Genomic DNA, 20197 nt, shown 5'->3' on the forward strand with positions numbered 1-20197 from the left:
GCAGGTGATTATGCCAATGTTCAAGTATTGGCGATGCTGGTGGCTAGACCTGCGTTACCTGACAAATCCCCTCGTGCGGTCCCCGCGCGGGGGTTTTTATTTTTGTTTAGTTTTGCGTTTTTCGATCAGTAGCGAATCCATTCCTCCGAAAAATTGCCCTGATGGTCGCGCCAGCGCAGCAGCAAGCCGCGCCAGAGCCGGACCGAGCCGAGCTCGGCCAGAACAGCATTCCTGGACATCCCGCTGGCCGAAAACACCCAATCGGGGGCTTCCCGCATCCGGGTCTGGACCCAGGTGAAGGCGCCGCTTCTGTCATAGCGGCCCAGGCGCGAGCGATCGCTGACTTCGGTGGTCCCGTCATGCCGGCGCTGACCATAAATGATGTGATAAATCTCAATGCCGTCACGCACCGCCACCACTTCCGGCGGCAGGATCTGTGGTCCGGCCCCGGATGCACTGGAGAGAGGGCTTCCCATCGGGCAGCGCCAGAGTTGCAAAGGCGGCTCGATCGGCCAAGGCGTCACCCGCCGGATCATCTCGGTCTTGGCCGCGATGCATTCACTGGAAGCCGGAAAGCCCCCGGCGAGGCAAAGCAGGATGGCGCAGTCGATGGGATAGGCTTTGGCGGGGACAGTGCTCAGCGCAATTGCCGCCAGAGCCGCCGCAAGAGCCGTTGCGCGATGCGATATCAGACTCTGTTGGGCAGGGTTCGACATATTTGCAATCCATGACTGACTTGCAAATATGTACAAAGCTACTTGAGCGAGATCAACCCAAGGTCAGATCAACTGCCGCGACAGTCGGCAGATCAGCCCGTGGATCGAAGGCCATACCGACCGGAAGTTCGAGAACGGAGAGCTCGCCGGTATTCCAGGAATAGAGCCAGACCTGACCATCCGAGCCGGCAAGTCCCTGAACCGGCTGGGCAATACGTCGCTGGTCGAGGTTTTTGGTGGCCATGGTGTAGGTCCCTTTCTGGCTGTCTAAGGACTTTTTGCGCCACCCTGCCCGAAAAGAAAGCCCCAACCGTCATACTGGCGAATTGGGCTGGCTAATCAGCCAGATCAGGTCCTCTTCAACAGGGCGCAGCACGGCGACGGCACATTGCGGCAACCGAATTTCAGCTGGGCACTGAACAGCCGCCGCTTCACGGCAGAGACTGTGATCTCATTGCCTCCCCGGTGAGTTCACGTGCAAAAACAAATGCGGCGTCAGCGTCCTCTATCGAGATGGTGGGCCTGGACATGATCATCATTCCAAAACGGGGGCAGGCCAGACAGCAGTCTGTCCTCCTGCCCTCGCATCCTGCCAGAAATTCAGGCAGCGTGGATCTGCCCGACAGGGCAGGGAATTATTAAATTATCCACAGATCCACCCACAGAAAATGTGGATTTTTTAGGCTGCTATGCCCGATGATCCCGTCCAAATTTGCGCTCCTGGCCCGTGATCCGCCTGCTAATCAGCTAGATCAGATCCCCTTCAACGGCGCGCACCACGGCGGCGGTGACATTGCGGCAACCGAGCTTCTTTTGCGCACTGGACAGCCGCAGCTTCAGGGCGGAGACGCTGATCCCCAATGCATCACCCGCCTCCGCATGGGTGTGGCCGACGCGCATCTGGCGGAGCGCCTCAATCTCCTTGCCTGTCAGCTCAACGGAGTTCTGGGAATAGAGATGGGCGAGGAGATTGAGCTTGCCGGCAAGGAGGTTCATCTCGGAATCGCTATATTCGCGATCCGGGCGCGCGGCCGACAGGCAGGAGCGACGCCGCCCGATCTTCGTCACAAAGGAGGCACCGTAACGCAGCCCGTATTTGCGGGCCGCTTCGAAAACGTCGAATCTATCCGGGATGGAGGTCGCGATCTCCGACCACCTAGCGGCGTTTTCCTTGGCCTGCCCGACGATCCAGAGCCCGACCGGGTCATGGCTGATGAAGATGTCCCGTTCCCAGCGCATGACCCAGGCTTCGGGGAATCGGTTGATGGTGACAAGCGGTTTGCCAAGCTTGAAGCCGAGACCGAGGAAAAAGCCAGAAGGGGCAAGCGCTTCGAGCTCATGGAGCTGCTGATCATGGTCGGGAAGGACGGTTTCTAGCACGCGGGTGGCCTCGCTGTTCTTGTTCTTGTGCCGGCAAGTTATAGCCAATCAGCCTGTCTAAAAAGACAGGTAGGTGGCCTCTTGCGCGGGATCGGCTATGTTCTGCCGAAAGACGAATCTGAGCAGGAGACTTCATGAAGATGCGCAGCCCCACGGCCGCTCTGAGCGAAAACCCCCTTCGGGCCTCCGCCAAACTCGATGCCGGAATGGTGCAGATGCTGTCGATGATGGTCGATGATGCAGAACAACCGGTGACGCTCGAGCTGCGTGATTTCGGGATTTGGGCGGTCACTGAGGAAGGCGTCCGCATGTTCATCGGCTCCATGGAAAAACGCCCGGTGGAACGCGACACGCCTCGCGCCTCCTGAGCAAAGCCGCAGGACCAGAATCGCCGCCGGCATAGGGTGCAGCAGGACTTCGCAAGGAAGTCATAAATTTACCCCCGCAAACAGGCCAAGGCCGAAGCTTGCTTCGGTCTTGGAAGACATCTGCCCAGCGTCTACAAAGCTCTCAGAGAAAAGCTCGGCGCGTGTTAAATTTGCATGTTGACCGAGGTTTGCAAATTTGACACGCTGGCTCTCGTAAGGTGCCGCGTGGCCATGCTATGGAGACGCGGGCCGTGATTGATCTGAGAAAAGAGCCCCCGAATGTGGTCACGGTCGACGGACTCAAACGGCTTCTGGAAGACGGTTGGTTACTCTGCATCTATTGCCATGAGGTCCCGGAGCTGCGTGGCCCACATTACCATGGCATCTGGTATGTTCTGGCGATCGAGCCGAAAGAGCGATCGCGTTGGGCCGCCCTCATTACCCAGCGCACGCGGCGGACACGCCAAGCCTCCGCATCAGGATCTGCCCCCCAGGCCGATCTGGTTTTCCGGGAAATCCGCACCCTCAGCACGGTGTTCACCATGTGCAAGGAGCTGGGCTACACCATCCCGGCCGCGCCCATGGTGGCAGGACAGGCCGTCATTATCGACAGCAAAGCCGAGTAAACCCACCGTCGTCCTTTTTGCCCTACTGCCATTGGCGCTGTTGGGTGGCGCCCCGCCCGTTCAGGCCGATGTGATCCGCTTTGGTCGAACGGCATTAGTGACAGAGACCGGCACCGCGCCTTCAGTATTGCGCTATGACGCGGCGGGAAAGCGCCTCCTGCCCGCGCCGGCCAGGCGTGCCGATCCATTCTCCGAGACGGAGGACGAGGTGGTCCGCGCGGCCTTAAACACCGACGCAACATCGGCCCCTTCACGAACATCCTCGACACGCATGCCCGGGATCGATCAGGTGGCCGCGCGCTACCAGCATCACCCTGCCCTGCGCGCCGCCGATCTGTCGCCACAGGAATGGCAGGCGCTGTTTCGTGCCATGATCTGGCAGGAATCCCGTTTCAACCCGAAGGCACGCAGTCCCAAAGGCGCGCTTGGCCTCACCCAGCTGATGCCGGGCACCGCCGTCATGTTGGGGGTCGATGCCGCCGATCCCATGCAGAATCTTGATGGCGGTGCCCGCTATCTGCTCGCGCAACTGCAGGCGTTTCGCAGCCCGATGCTGGCCCTGGCCGCCTATAATGCCGGACCAAAGGCCGTGCAAAAATACGGTGGCGTGCCACCCTACTCAGAGACCCGAGACTATGTGATCCGGGTGCTTTCCGAACATCACCGACTCCTGCTCACGACCCAGTAGAAGGATCCATCCCATGCTCCCCACCCCTGTTCTCCGGCACCTTCGCCGGGCGATCCCGCTTGTCCTGTCGTTGCCGCTGGCAGGTCTTGCCTCTGCTGCATTCGCCCAGGCCAATCAGGGCATCGATTTCACCAAGGCCAACACGCTGGGCAACAATTGGACGACCTGGATCATGGGCAATCCGGTGGTCTGGTTCTTCTCCACCGCCTTTGTCATCGTCGGCATCATGGCGGCGCTGAATCGCGCGCCCTGGGCCTGGCTGCTCTACATCATCATCGGCGCCATCATTGCCATGCCGGCCTCGACGCTGGTCAGCAATCTCAACAGTTTCCTCTGAGCCATGGAACGCACCCCGGTCATTCTCGGGCTGACGCGCCAAGCGAAGCTCTGGGGTCTGCCGATGCCCTATATGCTGGCGGTGGCCGGGGTCACCGTGCTGCCCTTCATGTGGACATCCCAGCACCCATTCCTGTCGCTCAGTTTCCTCGCCCTCGGGCCGGTCTGGTACGGGCTCGCCCGCATTGCCAGTGCCGCCAATCCCAATGGCGCCCAGGTGCTGCGGGTCATCCTGCAAAAGACCCCGCCGTGCCTGAACCGCACGCGGAGAAAGGGCCGACGCTATGTCTAGGTTTGCGCAGAGAGGCCGCAACCCGGCGGCCCGAGCACTGCTGCCGAAGGATCCCGGCTTCTTCACCCACCTGCCCTATCTCATCGAGTTGGATGACGAGATCGTCCGGACCCGACAGAACGGGCTGATGATCTCGCTCGAGATTGCCGGCCTCGACGGCATGACCGCCGCGCCGCATGATATTCATGAATTGCGCCGTGCCCTGGCCGCGATGATCGACGGGCTCGACGAGCGTTTCAGCTTCTATATCCATCGCCTGCACCGCCGGTCCGTTCTCGGGCTCACCCCCATTCCTGGCGAGGGTTTCGCCGGTGATCTCGACCGGGCCTGGCGCACACATCTCGAGGCGCAGGATCTCCATGATTTCGTGGTGGTGCTGACGGTAGTTTCGTCGCTACCCGCGCCATTGCGCATCCCACTTTTCGGCAAGGCGGCAGCAAAGCTTCTGAAAGCGGATACCGATGCCCGCCAGCATGATCTGCGCGAGCTGGTCGAGGTGCTGGAAAACGGCTTGCCCCATGTCATCACTCGCCGCCTCAAGATCAGCGATGGCAGCCTGATCGGCTTTTACACCGCAATCAGCACCGGGCTTCTCGCCCCGGCCTGGCGCGGCGAGATGAGCCTGATTGCCGAGGATGCCGTGCCCTCGAGCGCCACCTTCTATCCTGACGAGATCATCTTTGACGAAGGTATTGGTGGGCCGCGCCACGCGGCAATGCTGGCGGTGAAGCGCTATAGCCAGGAAACCTGGCCCGGCATGCTGGATGCGCTCGATTCCGCCCTCGATACGGTGATCTGCCACAGCTTCACCCCGATCGCTGCGGAAAAGATCGCCGGTCGGGTGCGTCTGCGCGTCGAGCAGATGCGGGCCGCCGATGATCTCGCCACCACCATCCAGCAGCAGCTGATCGAGACCGCCGATGAGGTCGAAAGCGGTGGCAGGAGTGTCGGCCTGCATCAGCTCACCATCACGGTCTTCGCGGATAGCCGAGAGGCGCTCGACCACCGCATCTCGAAGATCAAGGGCATGGCCGAACGCGCCCGGGTGAAACTCACCCGCTGCACCCATAGTCTCGAGGCCAGCTTCTTTGCCAGCCATCCCGGCAATATGGCTTACCAATGCTGGGGCATGACGGTCGCCACCACGACCTTCGCCGATATGGCCTCGCTGCATATGAGCGATGCCGGCAGCCCGGCCGAGGCTTTGCACTGGCGCACGCCGATCACCGTGTTTCAAAGTGTGTCCGGTGCGCCGCATCGCTTCAGCTTCCAGGGACCGGGGCGGCCGGAATCCGAGCCGCCCTTGGGCCATACCTTGGTGCTTGGGCCGTCAGATTCCGGCAAGACCACCACGGTCGCCTTTCTTGCCGCCCAGTCGCTGCGGGTGCGGCCCCGGATCATTATCTTCGACAAGGATGAGGGTCTGAAAAGCCTGGTGGCGGCTTTGGGCGGAGCCTATGCCCGGATCCGGGCCGGACAGCCCACGGGGCTCAATCCGCTCCTGACCGAGACCGGCTCCCGCGGCGAGGCCTGGTTGATGGATTGGCTCTCCGCCCTGATCGAGCGCCGCGGCACGCTCTCGCCGATCCAATCAGCGGCACTCAAATCCGCCATCCGCCGGATTGCCGCCGCGCCAGAGGCTCTGCGCAGTTTCGCCCATTTCGAGAGCCTGGTCGGCGATGTCCAGGACGGGCGCGAGCTTGCCATGCGGGTCGCAGAATGGGGGCCGGAAGGGCGCTACAATTGGGTCTTCGGGGCAGCGGATCAGCCGGTGGTCGATTTCCGCCGCAGCAATGTCGTCGGTCTCGACATGACCGAGATCCTCGAACACGCGAGCGAGCGCACGGCGATCCTGAGCTATATCTTCCGCCGGCTTGAGCTGATGTTCGAGGATCGGGTGCCGACGCTCCTGATCATCGATGAAGCCCATGCCGCGCTCGACGATGCCTTCTTCGCCGCCCGCATGCCGAAATGGGCCGTCACCATGCGCAAGCTCGCGGTGACCATGGTGCTGATGACGCAATTCCCGAGCCAGATCGAGGCCAGCAGGGCCAAGACCATTCTCGAGGGTTTGCCGCATCGGCTGATCTTTCCGAATGGCCAGGCCACCCCGCAGCAATATGACGGGCTCAACCTGACGGAGAACCAACTTGGTTTTGTCCTGGAGGGTCAATACGGGCCACGCCGCGCGCTGTGGAATGGTCCGACCGGCTCGACGCTTCTCGATGTCGATCTTTCGCCCTTGGGACCGCTGCTCACCGCCTTGAGCGGCGGCAAATCGGCCATGCGCGCCTTTGGCGAGGGTTTTGAGACCCGGCCATTTTTCTGGAGGATGGATCATGCTTAGAGGCTTTCTGCTTGGATCATTGCTGCTTGGCCTTGCCGGCTGCTCCACTGAGGCACCAATCCGCAAAACCAATTGCTGGTCCGGCATGACGCTCCTCGAACAGGCTGCTGGCGATTGCGAGTTCCGCGATGTGCCGGAGGTTTAGATCCATGGCATTCGCGCTTTCCCTCACCGCCCTGCCCCTTGGCGCTGGCCCGGGCGCCCATGCTGCCGGTGTGCCCGCGGTGGATCTCAAGCAGATCGCCGCATGGTTGTTACAGAAACAGCAGGATCTGGCGCAGCGCGCTGCGGAGACACAGGAAAACTCCCGCCGCGCGGCGCTTCTGAACGAGCAGGATGCCCAGCTCGCCGCGCTGGATCAGACCCTGCGTCTTCTGACCGGCACCAGCGCCTTCATTCCATATCTCGAAGACGGGAGTGAGCCGGGCGGCACCCCCTTCGCCGCCGATGCGGTCTATGCCGTGGAGGATGACAATCCCTATGCCGCGCGGCTTATTGGAGATGCGCCGCTGACGATCGAGGCGATGATTGCCGAGACGGCAATGCGGCATCGCAATCATCCGGCTCTGGCCAAGGCCGGGATCAATGCGGTGGAGTTCCGCTGCTGGTTTCAAGGGCTGGTGAAGCAGGAATCGAATTTCAGTATCGGCGCGAAAAGCCCGAAAGCCGCCTTCGGCCTGACCCAGATCATTCCGGGCACGGCTCAGGGCCTCGGTATCTATCCGGCCTATTACGATGATCCGCGGCTGCAGCTCGACGGCGGCGCCCGTTATCTGTTGCAGCAATTGAGCAAGTTCGGCTCGATGGAGCTGGCGCTGGCCGCCTATAATGCCGGGCCCGGTGCGGTACAGAAGTACAATGGCATTCCGCCTTATGCCGAGACGCAGAATTACGTCCGCCGCATCCGGGCGCATTACCAACTCTATGCCGGCCGGATCAGTGGTGCCGATGATCTCGGCACGCTCGAGCCCAGGGACATGGTCATCGCCGAGAGCTCGAACATCGCCGATGCCGGACTGCATTACGCCGGCCATTCGATGACCAGCATGCAGACCGCGGCAACCCGGCTCCGGGCGATCACCGCCCGCATCGGTGCCACCGCCTCGGTCAAGGAGGCGATGGATCTCAACACCTATGCCCGGGCCGAAGTCACCCGCATGGCCGCGATCCTGACCCGGCTGCAGGCAACCCAGCGGAAGGTCGAAGCCGCGCGCCACGCTCTGCTGCTGCAGGCCTACGCAGAGGATTGGACGTATCTGCAAGTGAGGTTGGAACGATGAGCTTTGGTAAAGCAATGCACCGCATTCTGGCCGCCTCCCTGCTGACCTTGATGCCGGTCGCGATCACCGCCCAGGGCGTGCCGACCATCGATGTCACCAGCATTGCCCGGCTTCAGGAGATGATCTCCGAGGCGAAACTGCAGCTGAAGGAACAGGTGGCGCAGAATGTAAAGCTCGACGCTCAGACCCTGAAGCTGATCGAGCAGATTCAGCTCCTGCAAAGCCAGATCGCGGCGCTAAAAGATGGTCTCACGCTTGCCGATCTCGGCTTTGACAAGGAGAGCTTCCTCAAGGAGATCATGCCCGGCTTCAGCGATCTGACCGCCTCGCTCGATGCCGCGAAATCCGGCAATTGGGCCTCTGTGCTCTCCGAGGGCAGCACGCTGGGCGGCGGCACGGTGTCCTCCCATGTCGACAAGGCCTTCGCCTCGGCGGGTCTCGAGCGCACAAGGGTCGATCAGCTCGCCGAGAGCGAGGATGCGCCAGCCGCGCGGATCGGAACTGCGGCAAACGTGAATGCCTTCCTGTCGGTGGCGGCGGAATCCTCCTCGCAAGGTGCGCGCGACAGCCTGACCCGGATTGATGGTTTGGTTGGCAAGATCGAGGACACGGAAAACCTCAAACAGGCCATCGATCTCAATACCCGCGTCACCGCTGAACTCGGCATCGCGCTCGCCAATGTCTGGGCCATGCAGGCGGTCCAGACCGTGGGCATGGGCGAGGCCGGAATCATCGATGCCGCCACCGCCGCCGATGAAGAAAAATACCTCAGCATCAAACTGGAGGAATGAGCATGCGCCGTCGCATCCTGATCGGGGGCGCTGTCCTCGCTTTGACCCTGGCTGCCGTCATCGCCCTTCCCGCATGGCGGGCACAGGGACAAGATCCGGTGCAGCAGATGGAGACACCCGCAGAAAACCCCTTCGCCGCGCTGGATCACCTGGTGGATGAAGCTGCGCCGGATTTCGGGTCCGGCGATCAGGCGGAGAGGAGCGATCAGGATTTTTTGCGCCTGTCGCCGCAATCCGAACCTCAGGATATCCCAAAGGCACTGACCGAGAACGTGCCATATAGCAGCTGCGACAAGCTACCCGAGGTGGTATCGGCCACCTTCAAAGCGGCTTCGCCCGATGCCTATGCTCGACGCATGTTTTATGTCTACGCCCAAATGCGGCGGGTTCTCGACACCGGCGATTGCACCTGTAAAGGCAAAACTGCGCCTTTCTCAGCCGTGGAGGCAATCGAGGCAGAGCTGCAAGCAAGTGAGGGCGTTGACTGGAACCGGCACACCGCCGGTCGGGACTATATCAGCCGTGCTCGCAAACTCCGTGCAGATGTCGAAGCAATGTGTGGCGGGACCTTCTGATGGGCCTTGTTACCAATATCATCCAATCGCTCGACGCCAGCGTGAAGGCGACCGGCGAGCGGTTTTTCGAGAGCACCGCGGCCGCCGTCGGCCCGCTATGGACCATATTCGTTACCCTACTCCTCCTGCTCATCGGCATGAATATGGCGCTCGGCATCTATCGAATGAGTGCCAGGGACAGCTTGCAGATCGTGACACGGATCGTCCTCGTCTACATGTTCGCTTTCTCCTGGGCGAATTTCGGCGCGTTCTACGATGCGCTGACCTCAGCCAGCGGCAATCTGGCGCTGAGCTTCTTTGACATAGCTGTCGGGTCCGGGGCGGACATCAATTCGGCGATGGACGGATTTGCCGCCGACATGGGCGATACCGCAGACGGCGTGATGAAGAGCATGGGCTCGATCACCCGCGGCGTACTCGGGGCCCTTTTCTTTCTCATTCTCGCCATATTGATGGCGGTCTATGTGCTGGTGGTCGGTTTCGCCAAGATCATGATCGCCTTCCTGCTCGGCGTTGCCCCGCTGGCAATGATCTTCACCATCTTCAACCGTACCAAGCCGCTGTTCGAGGCCTGGCTGTCCTCCTTCGTCTCCTACCTGATGTATCCGATTGCGGCCTCGGCAGTGATTGCCGCCGTCGTGGCGATGGCCGGTGAGCAGTTTCAAGATCAAACTCAAGTCGACAATTTAAGCAGCCTCGCCGGCTTCATGGTCGTGGTCTTTGTCGGGATCTTCGCCCTGATGAAAATCCCGGAAGCCGCCAACCACATTACCGGCCAGATGAACCTCGCTTCCATTGCTCCCGAAGCCATGCGCCTCGCCGGGTCCTCGCTGCAGCGGCCAAGCCAGGTCGGGGCCAATGCCATGGGCGCCCATGGCCTCGCCCATCCCAAGCAATATCTCGCCGGGCTGTCCGGCCTGCCTTCGGGCACCTCTGATGGCAAATCCACTCCGCATCAGCGCTCGGCCCGCGAGGCTGGCATGGCGCTGCGCCAGAAACTCGCGGCTCTCGACCTCATGCGCAGGAACTAGGCGCGCAGGTTCCAGCCCCCTCCATCTCGGGAGAGATCCATGACAGACGCCTTGTCTGAAGAGAGAAAGCTTGTCGCCAGACAGCTCCTGATCGATCCGACCCGCCGGGAAAAGCTGGCCTGGCTCGTGGCGGTTGGCGGCATGGCTTGCGGCATGCTTGGCCTTGCGACCACGCTGGCCCTGCTGCCGCTCAAGCAGACCCAAGCCTATCTGACCATTGTTGATCGCGACACCGGCATCGCCAGTCGCGCCGTCGAGGTCGAACGCGCCACGATGGAACATGCCGATGCGGTCACGCAAAGTCTGCTCTACGGCTATGTGCTCGACCGCGAGACCTATGATCCAAATGACAACGAGGCCCGGATGTTGCGCACCTGGCGGCAATCGACCGGCGAGGCGCAGGCCTCATTGCAGGCGCTCTGGGATGGCAAGAACCCGCATTACCCGCCCACGCTTTATGGCGAGGCCGGCCGGGTCAAGCTTGAGGTGCTCTCGATCAATCAGGTCAATGACAGCACGGCCCAGGTGCGTTTCGTGAAGACGCTGACCCGACCGAACCAGCCCGAGCGGCTGGGGAATTTCACCGCCACGGTGAGCTACCGTTTCCAGCCGACGCAGGAGAGTGCGCTCGAACTGGTCTGGCAGAACCCGTTCGGCTTCGTCGTCACCGGCTATCGCGTCAGCTCGGATTCTCTGGAGGCCCAGAAGGATGAATAGGTTTTTCCACAGCGCGGCGGCCCTTGTGTTTCTGACCGCCCTGCCCCTCACCGCTACGGCGGAAGTGCGACCGAAAGCCGGATCGCGCGATGCCCGGGTGACCTATGCCAGTTTCGTCGAGGGACAGGTCTATCATGTCTCGACCCGGATCCGGAACATCACCCTGATCGAGCTCGGCCAGGGCGAGGAGATCCGTTCGGTCGCAGCCGGTGATCTCGAGAGCTTCCAGATCGACAAGCTCGAGGGTGCCAATGTTTTCACCATCAAGCCGGTGATCGAGGGCGCCTCGACCAATGTCACCGTCGAGACCAATCGCCGCTTCTATTTCCTGCAGGTCTCGGAAAGCCGGGCGGTGCCGAACTGGTCGGTGAAGTTCAATACCCCCAGCGATAGTCGCAACAGCCGCGCCGCCCCAAACGTGCGTGCGCTGCCGACCGCGCCGCCGAAAAAGATGCGCTATGCGGTCTCCCAACGCTCATCGGGGGCGGATTTTGCTCCGATCGGTGTCTCGGACGATGGCAAGAAAACCTATTTCCAGATCCCGCCCGGTGCCCCGATGCCTTCGCTGTTTCGGGTCGACGGCAAGGGTCGCGAATATTCCGTCAACAGCCAGACCAAGGGCGAGATCATCACCGCCTCGGCGCGCTCGGAGCGCTGGGTGCTGCGCTATGGCGACGACCATATCTGCGTCACCGGCCGGGAGGAGTGAGCCATGGCCGAGGAAGAGGATGATAAGGTCGCGGCCCGACTGGCCCGGCTGAAAGCTCCGCCCCGAACAACACGCAATCTCCGGCCCTATTTGCTGCCTGCGGCAACGCTCGTCATCGGCACGGCCATGGGCGCTTGGGCAATGATGCCGCGCGCTGAGAACAAGGTAGAAGTTGAGGGCCTGCCCACCTCCAGCGTCAGCGAGTTCCAGCAGGATCCCGGCCTCGCGGGCTTCACAGTGACGAGATCGCAGCCCGAGGTTTCGCAGCCAACTGGCGAGCCGCGCAAGCCCGCGCCGGCAGTGGCACCGGATCCGGCGCTCGAAGAATTGCGCGCGCGTCTCGCCGGTCTCGAGCTCGAAAACAAGGCGGCGGTAGAGCAGCTTCAGGCCGAGCTGGAGGTTGAGAAAGCCAAGGCCGCCGAGCAGGAGCAGGCGCTCAGCGCGGCGGAAGCAGAACGCCGCCGGCTTGAGGAAGAATTGCTGAATGCCGCGCAACTTGGTCTGCCCGATCAGGCCGCCGCCGAAGCCGAAGCGCAGCGCCTTGCCGATCTCGAACGCCGCCGTCAGGAGGCCGCCGAGCAGCGTCAACGCCAGATCAATTCGCCGATGGTCGCCTTCCGCGCCGGCGGCAACGCAGCGGCACATGGCCAGGATTCCGCCACCGGCATGGAGCCAGGAAGCGTTGGATCGAACAATGCCGGAGAGCCCGACTTCCTGCGTGCGGGGGCCGCACGTGCCGAGGTGACCAAGGCTGAGCACATTGCCCATCCCGGCCATACCATCGTCCAGGGCACGATGATCGAGGCGACGCTTGAGACCTCGGTGGAGACCAGCCTGCCCGGCAATGTCGTGGCCAATGTCAGCCAGGATGTGTGGTCGATGGATATGAGCCAGGTGCTGATCCCGCGCGGCGCCAAACTCTATGGCCGCTATTCCAATGAAATCAGCCAAGGCCAGCGCCGGGTGATGATCGCCTGGGACCGCCTGATCCGCGCCGATGGCCTGACCGTTCGGCTTGAAGGCTATGGCAGTGACCGGGTCGGGCGTTCCGGCCTCAGCGGCAAGGTCAGAAACCATACGCTCAGCCGTTTTGGCGCCGCTACCATGGTCTCGGTGATCGGGGCGCTGCCCGGCATTCTTGAGGCCGCCGCAAGCGACAGCGACAATCGGGATGACGATTCCGCCCTTACGGAACTCTATTCCGGCATCGGCCAGAGCGCCTCTAATGCCCTGAGCGGCATTATGGCGGGCTATCTCAGCCGCCCGCCGACCATCACCCTCGATCAGGGTCAAGTGGTGATCGTGCGGGTGAACACCGATCTGGAGCTCTTCTGATGGCGGCTGGTTTTCTCGAACATTATCTTCAACCGCTCGCGCCGCTGATCGAGGATCCAGAGGCCATCGAAATCTCAATCAATGCCGATGGTCGGGTCTGGATCGAGCGCAGCGGTAGCGCCCATATGGCAGAGGTCGTGGATCTGACCCTGGCCCCCGCTGCGGTCAGTGACCTCGCCTGCCAAATCGCCAATGAGGTGCGCCAGCCGCTGACCGAACAATTGCCGATGGTCTCGGCCACCGTCCGGTTTCGCGGCGTCACCTTGCGCGCCCAGGCTGTGCTGCCACCGGCATCGGCCCATGGCACGGTGTTGGCCTTGCGCCTGTTCCGATCCCGCGGCGCGCGTGACGAGCCGAAGCGATTTACTTTCCTGCGGCCTCCGGAAACCTCATCCGAGGCCGCCAGGCGGGAGAAAATCCGATCCATTCGCGCGTTGATCCAAGCTGACGGAGATCCCGATGAGTTTCTGCGCGCCACAGTGGCAGAAAAGCTCAATATCCTGGTCTCCGGCGGTACCTCAACCGGCAAGACCGAACTTGCCCGTCGCTTGCAATGGATGATCCCGCCGGAAGAGCGTCTCGTGTTGATCGAAGACGCGCCGGAACTGATGCCGGGGCAGCCCAATCATGTCAGCCTGGTCGCCAGTCGCGATGAGGCCTCGTCGCGTTCGCCCGAAAAGCTCTTGCAGGCGACGCTGCGCCTGCGCCCCGACCGGATCATCCTCGGCGAATTGCGCGGGCGCGAAGCCGTCACCTATCTCGGCGCGATCAATTCTGGCCATGGCGGCTCCTTCACCACGCTCCATGCCGAAACCGCCCGCAAAGCCTTCGACAAGCTGGCGCTTCTCGTCCTGGAAACGGGTACCCGTCTCAGTTTCGCCGAAGTCATGCGCTACCTATCCGGCTCGATCGATCTGGTGATCCAGGCCGGACGTATCGGCCACAACCGCGGCATTCTTGAGCTCTGGTTTCCTGGGCTCGATGACGATCAGGGAGATGACGCTTGACCAGCTGGGATTTCGCCGCCGAGCATCCCGAACTGTCCGAACCCGAGGCCGAGCGACTTATCCGCGCCCATGGTCATGATCCCGATGAGGTTCGCCAGGATCTCGGTGAGAAATTCACCGTGACCGCCGAGCTCTTCGCCTGGCTTGGCTATTGAGCGCCGGGCGGCCGTTTTTGCAAAGGTCGCCTTCGCTTCACATTCACCGCATCCCCGCCTGAGGTAGAATAACATGACGCAGACCCGGCCAAACCTCTTGCAGCGACTTCGCGACGACCTGGCACCGGCGGCCACCGAGCCTCTCCGGGCAGAAATCATCGCGCGTGCAGCCGAAGCAGCTGAAAAGCGCCGCATGCAGGATGACGTCGCCGGGTTAATGCCGGCAACCATGATGCCAGGTCGAAAGAGGGATGACGAGGCTTTGCCTCCCGCCCGTTCGACATCTGACAGCGTACAGAGCCAGCTTTCCGTGCCCTCTCCCCTGCATTTGCCCGGTGAGCGACCAAGCCTTGCGACCGAGAGATTGACGCAGGCAGATACGACGTGCTCATCGGCTGCGCCGGAAAAACGCACCGTCGAGATTCTCGAGAAACGAATGGCGCGGGCCGATTGGCATTACGCTTATGCCGATGATCCTGACACTCGCAGTTCGGGGCGCACCGAGATCTCTGCCCTGACCCGCGATGCCGGGCGGCTGGCCGCAGCATCGGTCGAGGCCGCCGTTCAGGTCTCGGAGATCTGGGACAGGGTGATCCCACAGGACTATCGCATGACATTCGAAGGCTATGTCGGGCGGCGGCACCAGCCATCTGATCAGGCTGACCTCCACCGGGAGGAGCGAGACAAGCCCGGGGATCGCGAGAGATGAGCGTAGCTCGATTGCTGATCGTTCTACCGGTGGCTGCAGGTCTCGGTTTGATCCTCGGATTGATGGCTGGCGGGGTCTGGGTGCAATTGCAAAGCGGGGGCAATGCGCTGAATGGTGATATGTTTACCCTCATCCGGCCGTTTCCAGGTTGGCCGGAGATGTGGCAAGAACCCTGGGCCTCGGGCTATCGCCTCGGTCTGATCGGTGCGGCATTGCTCACAGGTTTTGCGCTGATCATGTCGTTTGGCCAAAAACTCACCGAATATGGCCAGGCGCATTTCCAGAGCAAGGCCGAGATCCGCCGCAATGGCCTCCTGCAGCCCCTTGGCCGCGGCTTGGTCTTCGGCAAACTCGGCAAACCGAAGACCAGCAAGGCGCTGATCGCGGCGGATTACGACAAATTCCCACATTGTCTGGTCGTCGCCCCGACCCGGGCCGGCAAGGGTGTCGGCTATGCCATCCCGAACCTGCTGCTGTTTCCCGGCTCGATGGTGGTGCTCGACGTCAAGGGCGAGCTTTTTGAAGCGACCTCGCGCCATCGCCAGGCCCAGGGCGATGCGATCTTCTATTTCTCGCCTTTCGATTTTGATCATCCCTCGCATCGCTACAACCCGCTCGAGCGCGTCGCCCGCATCCGCCATGCCGATGAATGCTATACCGAGCTTGCCAAGATCGCGGATTACTTCCTCACCGTCTCCGACAAGGGCAGCGCCGGCGATTTTCTGACCGAGGGCCGCGATCTCTTCATTGCAGCAGGCCTCCTAGCCATCGAACGCGGCCGCCCGACCATCGGCGAGATCAGCCGCATTCTCTTCGGTCAGGGGGCAACTTCGAGCGCCTATGCCGCCCATGCCGAGGAGGTGACACATATCTCCGCCGCCCAGACCTTCCGCAAATTCGCCGGCTATTCCGACCGCACGCTCAGCTCGCATGCCTCGGTGCTGAGTGGGGCCGGGCTGTCGCTGTGGAACAACCCCGCCGTCGACCGCGCCACCAGCGGCAATGACTTTTCCTTCGTCGATCTGCGCCGCTTGCCGATGGCGGTCTATCTGGTGGTCAATGCCGATGCCATCAAGACATTGGCCCCACTGATCCGGCTGTTCTTCGGCGAGCTCATCGCCACGCTTCGCGCCAGCATGCCCGATCCGGTCCAGGAACCCTGGCCGGTGAAAATCATGCTCGATGAATTCGACCAGCTTGGGCCGATGCCGATCATCGTCCAATCCCTGAAACAGCTGGCCGGCCATGGCGGACGGGTCTCGATCATTACTCAATCGATCCCCGGTCTGGAATCGACGCCCTATTCCGAGAATGAACGCCTGGGCATCGAATCCGCGGCCGGGATCAAGCTCTATCTCGCCCCGAACGAGAAGAAGACCGCCGAAGAGGTCTCAGACAGTCTCGGCAAGACCACCAAGCTCGCAATCAGCGATAGTCTCTCACGCGATGGCTCGGGTTTGCTGCGCCGCTCGATTTCGCGGCGCAACGAAGAACGGCCATTGATGGCCCCGGATGAGCTGAAAAAGCTCGATCGCGACAAGGTCATCCTGATCCCCGAGCGTCAGCATCCGATCATCGCCGAGCGCATCGTCTATTATGAGGACCCCTATTTTAAGGGATTGATGGCGGCGCAGAAGGGACCCCTGCCCTATCCCTCGCGCGAAGGCGAAGGCCTGCGGCGTTTGCGCGAAACCGTCGAGGACCTGACTAGGCGCATCGAAGGACGCGGGATCATCACCTACCCAAGCGTAGAATCTGTTGGGGGCGCAGCAGCGAGGCCGGATGGCGCGGCGGCGGCAACCGCCGTCCCACAAGCCCCAGCACCTGAACCAGGCGAAGTCGCAACGGCCTCAACCGCCCAAACCGTCCTGCAGGAGTTCCGTGAGGAGCACCCCACATTGAATGCCGAAGAGATGCTGCGGGCGTTGAGGCCGCAGGAAACTCGCGCCCTCGAGATCATGCAGGGGATCGAGGAAAAACTGCTGCGGAGGATTGGCGGCTGATCCGGTGATGCGACGCATCCCCGAATTTTCATGGGAGGTGATCGCGCCGCTTGAGCCCATCGCGGCTGCATTCCGCTTTTGGCGCAATCCGGGGCGCGACCAATGTTCACACCCTGTCAAGACAATGCTGCCGCCATATTAGCGAAAGATTGGTCACGCATGGTATTACTTCGGCGCGCCTTATTCGCTGCGCACGTTTCTGCCCTTGTCGGGACGCCGAAGTACTGGCGACGCGAGGGCGGGCAGGAACCCGCCCCGACGACTATACGGCAACTTCCCGTCAGATGAGCGCCAGATTGACGGCGCTATCCTTGCCGTTCCGGCCGCGTTCAACTTCAAAGGAGACTTTCTGCCCATCGGGCAGGCTACGAATACCGGCGCGCTCAACCGCAGAGATATGAACAAAGACGTCCGGGCCTCCCGCGTCGGATTGAATGAATCCGTACCCTTTGTCGTTATTGAACCACTTTACAACGCCCGTAGCCATGTTCGTATCCTGCTATTTTCGATAACACTGCCATTTCGTTCGCACAAAACAATCAGTGCGACAAACGGCTTTTCAACCTGATCGCCTCTGCGACGCCGCCCCCTGCGAGTGCTGTGGCGCGGTGGCAACGCCCGATGGTCGACTTGCTACTATAGACGGAGCGGACTGCACTGAGCCGGGGCGTCGGGCTGCACCAAAAAATTCTGCGGTTGCATTGGCCGCACCAGATACGACCTGACCGAAAGGCCATGACGTATCTCGCCGGGACGAGTGTTAAGGGAAAGGCAGAATTAATTGAGACTATCATGAAACACCTGACCCTTGCCGTCGTCCTCATCGCCTCGACCGTCACTGTGGCCGAGGCCCGGAATCCCACTCGCTGCTCCGACTACAGTACTTGGGAAGAAGCCCAAGCGGCGCTCAAACGCGGCGAATACTGGCTCGACCGCGACAACGACGGCATCGCTTGCGAATCTCTGCGCCACTGACGCGTTTCCCCGTTGCTGACCGCGATTGCCGTTAATGCTTCCGCGCCTGCGCGGTTGGACGAAGCCTTCTACATAAATCAATGTGGCACTTTGATCGCAGACATCCTGACGGGATCGCGAATGAGCAGAAATATTTACCGCGCCAGCGAAGGCTCGCGTCGAGTAACCTGCTGTCCATGAACTCAGTCCTGCCTAATGCACTCCTGGGTTTGATTGGGATCTACCTGCAACGCCCTACGTCCATCCGGCCCATTGCGGTCATCGGGTGCGCCCCCTGGTGCCGTACGCAGCTTCACCGAAACGGTCATTCATACAACAAGCAGTGTCCTGCCCCGTAAGACTGACCCGCCCAGCCGACCAGCGGGCGAAAATCCATTGCCTAGGTTACAGCTTGCGGGAAACGAAAAGGGTATCAAGGGGGCGTAGGCCTGTTTTCGGGAATGGAATGACTGCCTCTCGCGCTGCGGAGCGATGTTGCGTTCCGCGATCCTGAAACCCGACTCGCCTAGCGGAAAGACGTGCCTATTGAACGCAAATCGGAGAAAGCTGGACGTCCGTTTCAAGATGGATTGCGCTGCGCCAGAGCGGGGTCTTGAAGACGTGGCAGACCCGGCTCCCGAGATCGCCTTCACGTATCTCGCTGATCAGCCCCGCCCATGCGAGCGGTCTCAGGACACATGACGAAAACGCGCCCATCTCTCGCCAGCCTGCAGTGTGCCAGTCATGGGCCTCGCCATAGAAGGTTTCGAACAGCGCGGCTTCGGTCGTGCCGTGGTCCGCTTCCATGTTGATCACGTTCATCCAAATATCCCAGGTGCCGACAGGACGGTCGTCGAAGCGTGAGTAGGACGCGTGATCGATTTGCAGCACGAAGTATGGGATCAAGTTGGCAAACAGGCGGCCGGGGCTATCTACCAGCTCGGCCCCACGCTTGGTCATCCGAAACTCACCCTTGTAGTGACGCCCCAGCCGCAGCGAAATCAGGAGAAAATGCAGGAGCTCGAGCGGAGGAAACTCATATTCGTTGATGACCTTCTGGTAGCGGAACATCTCCTCGGCGGACTTCCCGGGCCAATCGAAATGCTCGACGGCCCAATGGACGAAGACACGCTTGAAAGCCATGGTCTTGGTCAGGCCGATGGAACCATGCTCTCGCGCGAACTGAAGTATCAGGAGCGCGCCTCGCAGAAGCGGCGAATGCCCGAGGTCAGGATGGTCATCGGCGAGCGTGCGAAATTCGATCATGGCCGGATGCTGCCACAGAGCACTGAGCGACACCATCCGTTCCGCGAGAAGGGAACAATCGCGACGGACACAAGGACCCGACAGGCTATCCCGCTGGATAGGTGCTCGGTCATTGACCCGGCCAGCGGCACGCGGCAGGTCCGATTGGAGGAATGGGGAACGACATGAATCGATCTGAAGACATCCGCGCCAAGCTGGAGAAACGCGAACAGCTCTTTGCACGCGGAACTGGTGGCGTACTTCGAAAATACGGTCGATCACCTGATCGCTGACGCCCTGAGGTCCGACGGCGACGATGAGAGCATTTAGACGGGGCTGATCGGCGAATAGCCCCCCTTAGGCGGTAGTGCCACACTGCCGGTATAAAGCCGTCGCAGGCAATGAAGGGCATAATCGTATCCCGGCCCAAAGCAGCCAGTTAGATCTACAGTACCGCCGCCGCCGCATTGCTTCTCCAGATCAGTCACACGGACCTACCGCAACGATCTGCAGAGCAGAGGCTGCCGGTGCAGGAGGAATGGGCCGTTTGCGAACGCTACAGCCCTCATAGCAAAAAGGCCGCCCCGAAAGGGACGGCCTTCGCTGTCTTGCGACGAGCGGATGATTACATCATGCCGCCCATGCCGCCCATGTCGGGCATGCCACCGCCGGCCGCTTTGGGCTCGGGCTTTTCGGCGATCATGGCTTCGGTGGTGATCAGCAGACCAGCAACCGAGGCCGCGTCTTCCAGAGCGGTGCGGACGACTTTGGCCGGGTCGATGACGCCGAATTTGAACATGTCGCCGTATTCTTCGGTCTGGGCGTTGAAGCCGAAGGCCTTGTCGTTCGACTCGCGGACTTTGCCGGCAACGACAGCGCCGTCGACGCCAGCGTTTTCAGCGATCTGACGCATCGGAGCTTCCAGAGCGCGGC

The 20197-nt window shown here is 61.5% G+C and carries 24 protein-coding genes; 18 read left to right on the forward strand and 6 right to left on the reverse strand.

The genetic code is table 11. The features are described 5' to 3' along the window. Window positions 1-125: 125 nt before the first annotated feature. The 3 genes from IB235_RS22535 to IB235_RS22545 form a co-directional block, all read right to left on the reverse strand. Window positions 126-716 (reverse strand): hypothetical protein, encoded by a 591-nt coding sequence (locus IB235_RS22535; RefSeq protein ID WP_225612552.1) that lies wholly within the window; start codon window positions 714-716, stop codon window positions 126-128. A 52-nt stretch (window positions 717-768) separates the two neighbouring features. After that, entirely contained in the window at window positions 769-960 is a 192-nt protein-coding gene (locus IB235_RS22540) for a hypothetical protein (RefSeq protein ID WP_155042422.1), read from the reverse strand. A 503-nt stretch (window positions 961-1463) separates the two neighbouring features. Continuing rightward, the gene (locus IB235_RS22545; RefSeq protein ID WP_192338636.1) at window positions 1464-2096 is read right to left on the reverse strand and encodes a LuxR family transcriptional regulator; all 633 of its coding nucleotides are present in this window, start codon (window positions 2094-2096) and stop codon (window positions 1464-1466) included. Window positions 2097-2230: 134 nt separating this feature from the next. On the opposite strand from IB235_RS22545, the gene IB235_RS22550 reads away from it, so the two are divergent. The 17 genes from IB235_RS22550 (at window position 2231) to IB235_RS22630 (ending at window position 17065) form a co-directional block, all read left to right on the forward strand. Next, on the forward strand, window positions 2231-2464 hold the full coding sequence (locus IB235_RS22550) for a hypothetical protein (RefSeq protein WP_192338637.1): 234 nt from the start codon (window positions 2231-2233) through the stop codon (window positions 2462-2464). Between the two features lie 251 nt (window positions 2465-2715). Continuing rightward, window positions 2716-3090 (forward strand): hypothetical protein, encoded by a 375-nt coding sequence (locus IB235_RS22555; RefSeq protein WP_155042418.1) that lies wholly within the window; start codon window positions 2716-2718, stop codon window positions 3088-3090. 97 nt (window positions 3091-3187) lie between these two features. Beyond that, window positions 3188-3778 (forward strand): lytic transglycosylase domain-containing protein, encoded by a 591-nt coding sequence (locus IB235_RS22560; RefSeq protein WP_370576971.1) that lies wholly within the window; start codon window positions 3188-3190, stop codon window positions 3776-3778. A gap of 13 nt (window positions 3779-3791) precedes the next feature. Further along, on the forward strand, window positions 3792-4115 hold the full coding sequence (locus tag IB235_RS22565) for a TrbC/VirB2 family protein (protein WP_192338638.1): 324 nt from the start codon (window positions 3792-3794) through the stop codon (window positions 4113-4115). 3 nt (window positions 4116-4118) lie between these two features. After that, window positions 4119-4406, forward strand: a complete 288-nt coding sequence (locus IB235_RS22570; protein ID WP_192338639.1) for a VirB3 family type IV secretion system protein — start codon at window positions 4119-4121, stop codon at window positions 4404-4406. Beyond that, window positions 4399-6753: a hypothetical protein gene (locus IB235_RS22575; RefSeq protein ID WP_192338640.1), complete on the forward strand. Its 2355-nt coding sequence runs from the start codon at window positions 4399-4401 to the stop codon at window positions 6751-6753. The genes IB235_RS22570 and IB235_RS22575 overlap by 8 nt, the downstream gene beginning before the upstream one ends. Window positions 6754-6902: 149 nt before the next feature. Beyond that, window positions 6903-8033 (forward strand): lytic transglycosylase domain-containing protein, encoded by a 1131-nt coding sequence (locus tag IB235_RS22580; RefSeq protein ID WP_192338641.1) that lies wholly within the window; start codon window positions 6903-6905, stop codon window positions 8031-8033. Beyond that, window positions 8030-8824, forward strand: a complete 795-nt coding sequence (locus tag IB235_RS22585; protein ID WP_192338642.1) for a type IV secretion system protein — start codon at window positions 8030-8032, stop codon at window positions 8822-8824. Before IB235_RS22580 ends, IB235_RS22585 begins: the two co-directional genes overlap by 4 nt. A gap of 2 nt (window positions 8825-8826) precedes the next feature. Continuing rightward, window positions 8827-9399: a hypothetical protein gene (locus IB235_RS22590; protein WP_192338643.1), complete on the forward strand. Its 573-nt coding sequence runs from the start codon at window positions 8827-8829 to the stop codon at window positions 9397-9399. Continuing rightward, a complete protein-coding gene (locus tag IB235_RS22595) occupies window positions 9399-10430 on the forward strand; it encodes a type IV secretion system protein (RefSeq protein ID WP_192338644.1) in 1032 nt (343 codons plus the stop codon). The genes IB235_RS22590 and IB235_RS22595 overlap by 1 nt, the downstream gene beginning before the upstream one ends. A 39-nt stretch (window positions 10431-10469) precedes the next feature. Further along, window positions 10470-11147, forward strand: a complete 678-nt coding sequence (locus IB235_RS22600) for a virB8 family protein (RefSeq protein ID WP_192338645.1) — start codon at window positions 10470-10472, stop codon at window positions 11145-11147. Further along, window positions 11140-11856, forward strand: a complete 717-nt coding sequence (locus IB235_RS22605; protein WP_192338646.1) for a TrbG/VirB9 family P-type conjugative transfer protein — start codon at window positions 11140-11142, stop codon at window positions 11854-11856. Before IB235_RS22600 ends, IB235_RS22605 begins: the two co-directional genes overlap by 8 nt. A gap of 3 nt (window positions 11857-11859) precedes the next feature. After that, on the forward strand, window positions 11860-13191 hold the full coding sequence (locus IB235_RS22610) for a TrbI/VirB10 family protein (protein WP_192338647.1): 1332 nt from the start codon (window positions 11860-11862) through the stop codon (window positions 13189-13191). Next, complete coding sequence (locus tag IB235_RS22615) at window positions 13191-14198, forward strand: ATPase, T2SS/T4P/T4SS family (protein WP_192338648.1); 1008 nt, start codon at window positions 13191-13193, stop codon at window positions 14196-14198. Before IB235_RS22610 ends, IB235_RS22615 begins: the two co-directional genes overlap by 1 nt. Further along, complete coding sequence (locus IB235_RS22620) at window positions 14195-14353, forward strand: hypothetical protein (protein ID WP_167620170.1); 159 nt, start codon at window positions 14195-14197, stop codon at window positions 14351-14353. Before IB235_RS22615 ends, IB235_RS22620 begins: the two co-directional genes overlap by 4 nt. 73 nt (window positions 14354-14426) lie before the next feature. Beyond that, window positions 14427-15062 (forward strand): hypothetical protein, encoded by a 636-nt coding sequence (locus tag IB235_RS22625; protein ID WP_192338649.1) that lies wholly within the window; start codon window positions 14427-14429, stop codon window positions 15060-15062. Next, the gene (locus tag IB235_RS22630) at window positions 15059-17065 is read left to right on the forward strand and encodes a type IV secretory system conjugative DNA transfer family protein (RefSeq protein WP_192338650.1); all 2007 of its coding nucleotides are present in this window, start codon (window positions 15059-15061) and stop codon (window positions 17063-17065) included. The genes IB235_RS22625 and IB235_RS22630 overlap by 4 nt, the downstream gene beginning before the upstream one ends. Window positions 17066-17345: 280 nt before the next feature. Here IB235_RS22630 and IB235_RS22635 read toward each other — a convergent pair whose 3' ends face one another. Then, on the reverse strand, window positions 17346-17552 hold the full coding sequence (locus IB235_RS22635; RefSeq protein WP_155042402.1) for a cold-shock protein: 207 nt from the start codon (window positions 17550-17552) through the stop codon (window positions 17346-17348). Window positions 17553-17857: 305 nt separating this feature from the next. Between IB235_RS22635 and IB235_RS22640 the strand changes: the two genes are divergently transcribed. Next, window positions 17858-18040 (forward strand): excalibur calcium-binding domain-containing protein, encoded by a 183-nt coding sequence (locus tag IB235_RS22640; protein ID WP_155042401.1) that lies wholly within the window; start codon window positions 17858-17860, stop codon window positions 18038-18040. 522 nt (window positions 18041-18562) lie between these two features. Here the strand turns inward: IB235_RS22640 and IB235_RS22645 are convergent. Further along, on the reverse strand, window positions 18563-19285 hold the full coding sequence (locus tag IB235_RS22645) for a hypothetical protein (protein ID WP_192338651.1): 723 nt from the start codon (window positions 19283-19285) through the stop codon (window positions 18563-18565). Window positions 19286-19889: 604 nt separating this feature from the next. Continuing rightward, a partial coding sequence (locus IB235_RS22650; RefSeq protein ID WP_304612852.1) for a TCP-1/cpn60 chaperonin family protein occupies window positions 19890-20197 on the reverse strand: 308 nt, incomplete at its 5' end.

It is taken from the genome of Paracoccus sp. PAR01 (assembly GCF_014851995.1).
Taxonomy (GTDB): domain Bacteria; phylum Pseudomonadota; class Alphaproteobacteria; order Rhodobacterales; family Rhodobacteraceae; genus Paracoccus; species Paracoccus litorisediminis.

Excerpts from the sequence above, each read along its gene's own strand:
- IB235_RS22585 (WP_192338642.1), top strand. The coding sequence starts at position 8,030 with ATGAGCTTTGGTAAAGCAATGCACCGCATTCTGGCCGCCTCCCTGCTG.
- IB235_RS22625 (WP_192338649.1), top strand. The coding sequence starts at position 14,427 with ATGACGCAGACCCGGCCAAACCTCTTGCAGCGACTTCGCGACGACCTG.
- IB235_RS22600 (WP_192338645.1), top strand. The coding sequence starts at position 10,470 with ATGACAGACGCCTTGTCTGAAGAGAGAAAGCTTGTCGCCAGACAGCTC.
- IB235_RS22550 (WP_192338637.1), top strand. The coding sequence starts at position 2,231 with ATGAAGATGCGCAGCCCCACGGCCGCTCTGAGCGAAAACCCCCTTCGG.
- IB235_RS22630 (WP_192338650.1), top strand. The coding sequence starts at position 15,059 with ATGAGCGTAGCTCGATTGCTGATCGTTCTACCGGTGGCTGCAGGTCTC.
- IB235_RS22570 (WP_192338639.1), top strand. The coding sequence starts at position 4,119 with ATGGAACGCACCCCGGTCATTCTCGGGCTGACGCGCCAAGCGAAGCTC.
- IB235_RS22615 (WP_192338648.1), top strand. The coding sequence starts at position 13,191 with ATGGCGGCTGGTTTTCTCGAACATTATCTTCAACCGCTCGCGCCGCTG.
- IB235_RS22540 (WP_155042422.1), bottom strand. The coding sequence starts at position 960 with ATGGCCACCAAAAACCTCGACCAGCGACGTATTGCCCAGCCGGTTCAG.
- IB235_RS22575 (WP_192338640.1), top strand. The coding sequence starts at position 4,399 with ATGTCTAGGTTTGCGCAGAGAGGCCGCAACCCGGCGGCCCGAGCACTG.
- IB235_RS22565 (WP_192338638.1), top strand. The coding sequence starts at position 3,792 with ATGCTCCCCACCCCTGTTCTCCGGCACCTTCGCCGGGCGATCCCGCTT.
- IB235_RS22610 (WP_192338647.1), top strand. The coding sequence starts at position 11,860 with ATGGCCGAGGAAGAGGATGATAAGGTCGCGGCCCGACTGGCCCGGCTG.
- IB235_RS22605 (WP_192338646.1), top strand. The coding sequence starts at position 11,140 with ATGAATAGGTTTTTCCACAGCGCGGCGGCCCTTGTGTTTCTGACCGCC.
- IB235_RS22635 (WP_155042402.1), bottom strand. The coding sequence starts at position 17,552 with ATGGCTACGGGCGTTGTAAAGTGGTTCAATAACGACAAAGGGTACGGA.
- IB235_RS22535 (WP_225612552.1), bottom strand. The coding sequence starts at position 716 with ATGTCGAACCCTGCCCAACAGAGTCTGATATCGCATCGCGCAACGGCT.
- IB235_RS22580 (WP_192338641.1), top strand. The coding sequence starts at position 6,903 with ATGGCATTCGCGCTTTCCCTCACCGCCCTGCCCCTTGGCGCTGGCCCG.
- IB235_RS22590 (WP_192338643.1), top strand. The coding sequence starts at position 8,827 with ATGCGCCGTCGCATCCTGATCGGGGGCGCTGTCCTCGCTTTGACCCTG.
- IB235_RS22645 (WP_192338651.1), bottom strand. The coding sequence starts at position 19,285 with ATGATCGAATTTCGCACGCTCGCCGATGACCATCCTGACCTCGGGCAT.
- IB235_RS22640 (WP_155042401.1), top strand. The coding sequence starts at position 17,858 with ATGAAACACCTGACCCTTGCCGTCGTCCTCATCGCCTCGACCGTCACT.
- IB235_RS22595 (WP_192338644.1), top strand. The coding sequence starts at position 9,399 with ATGGGCCTTGTTACCAATATCATCCAATCGCTCGACGCCAGCGTGAAG.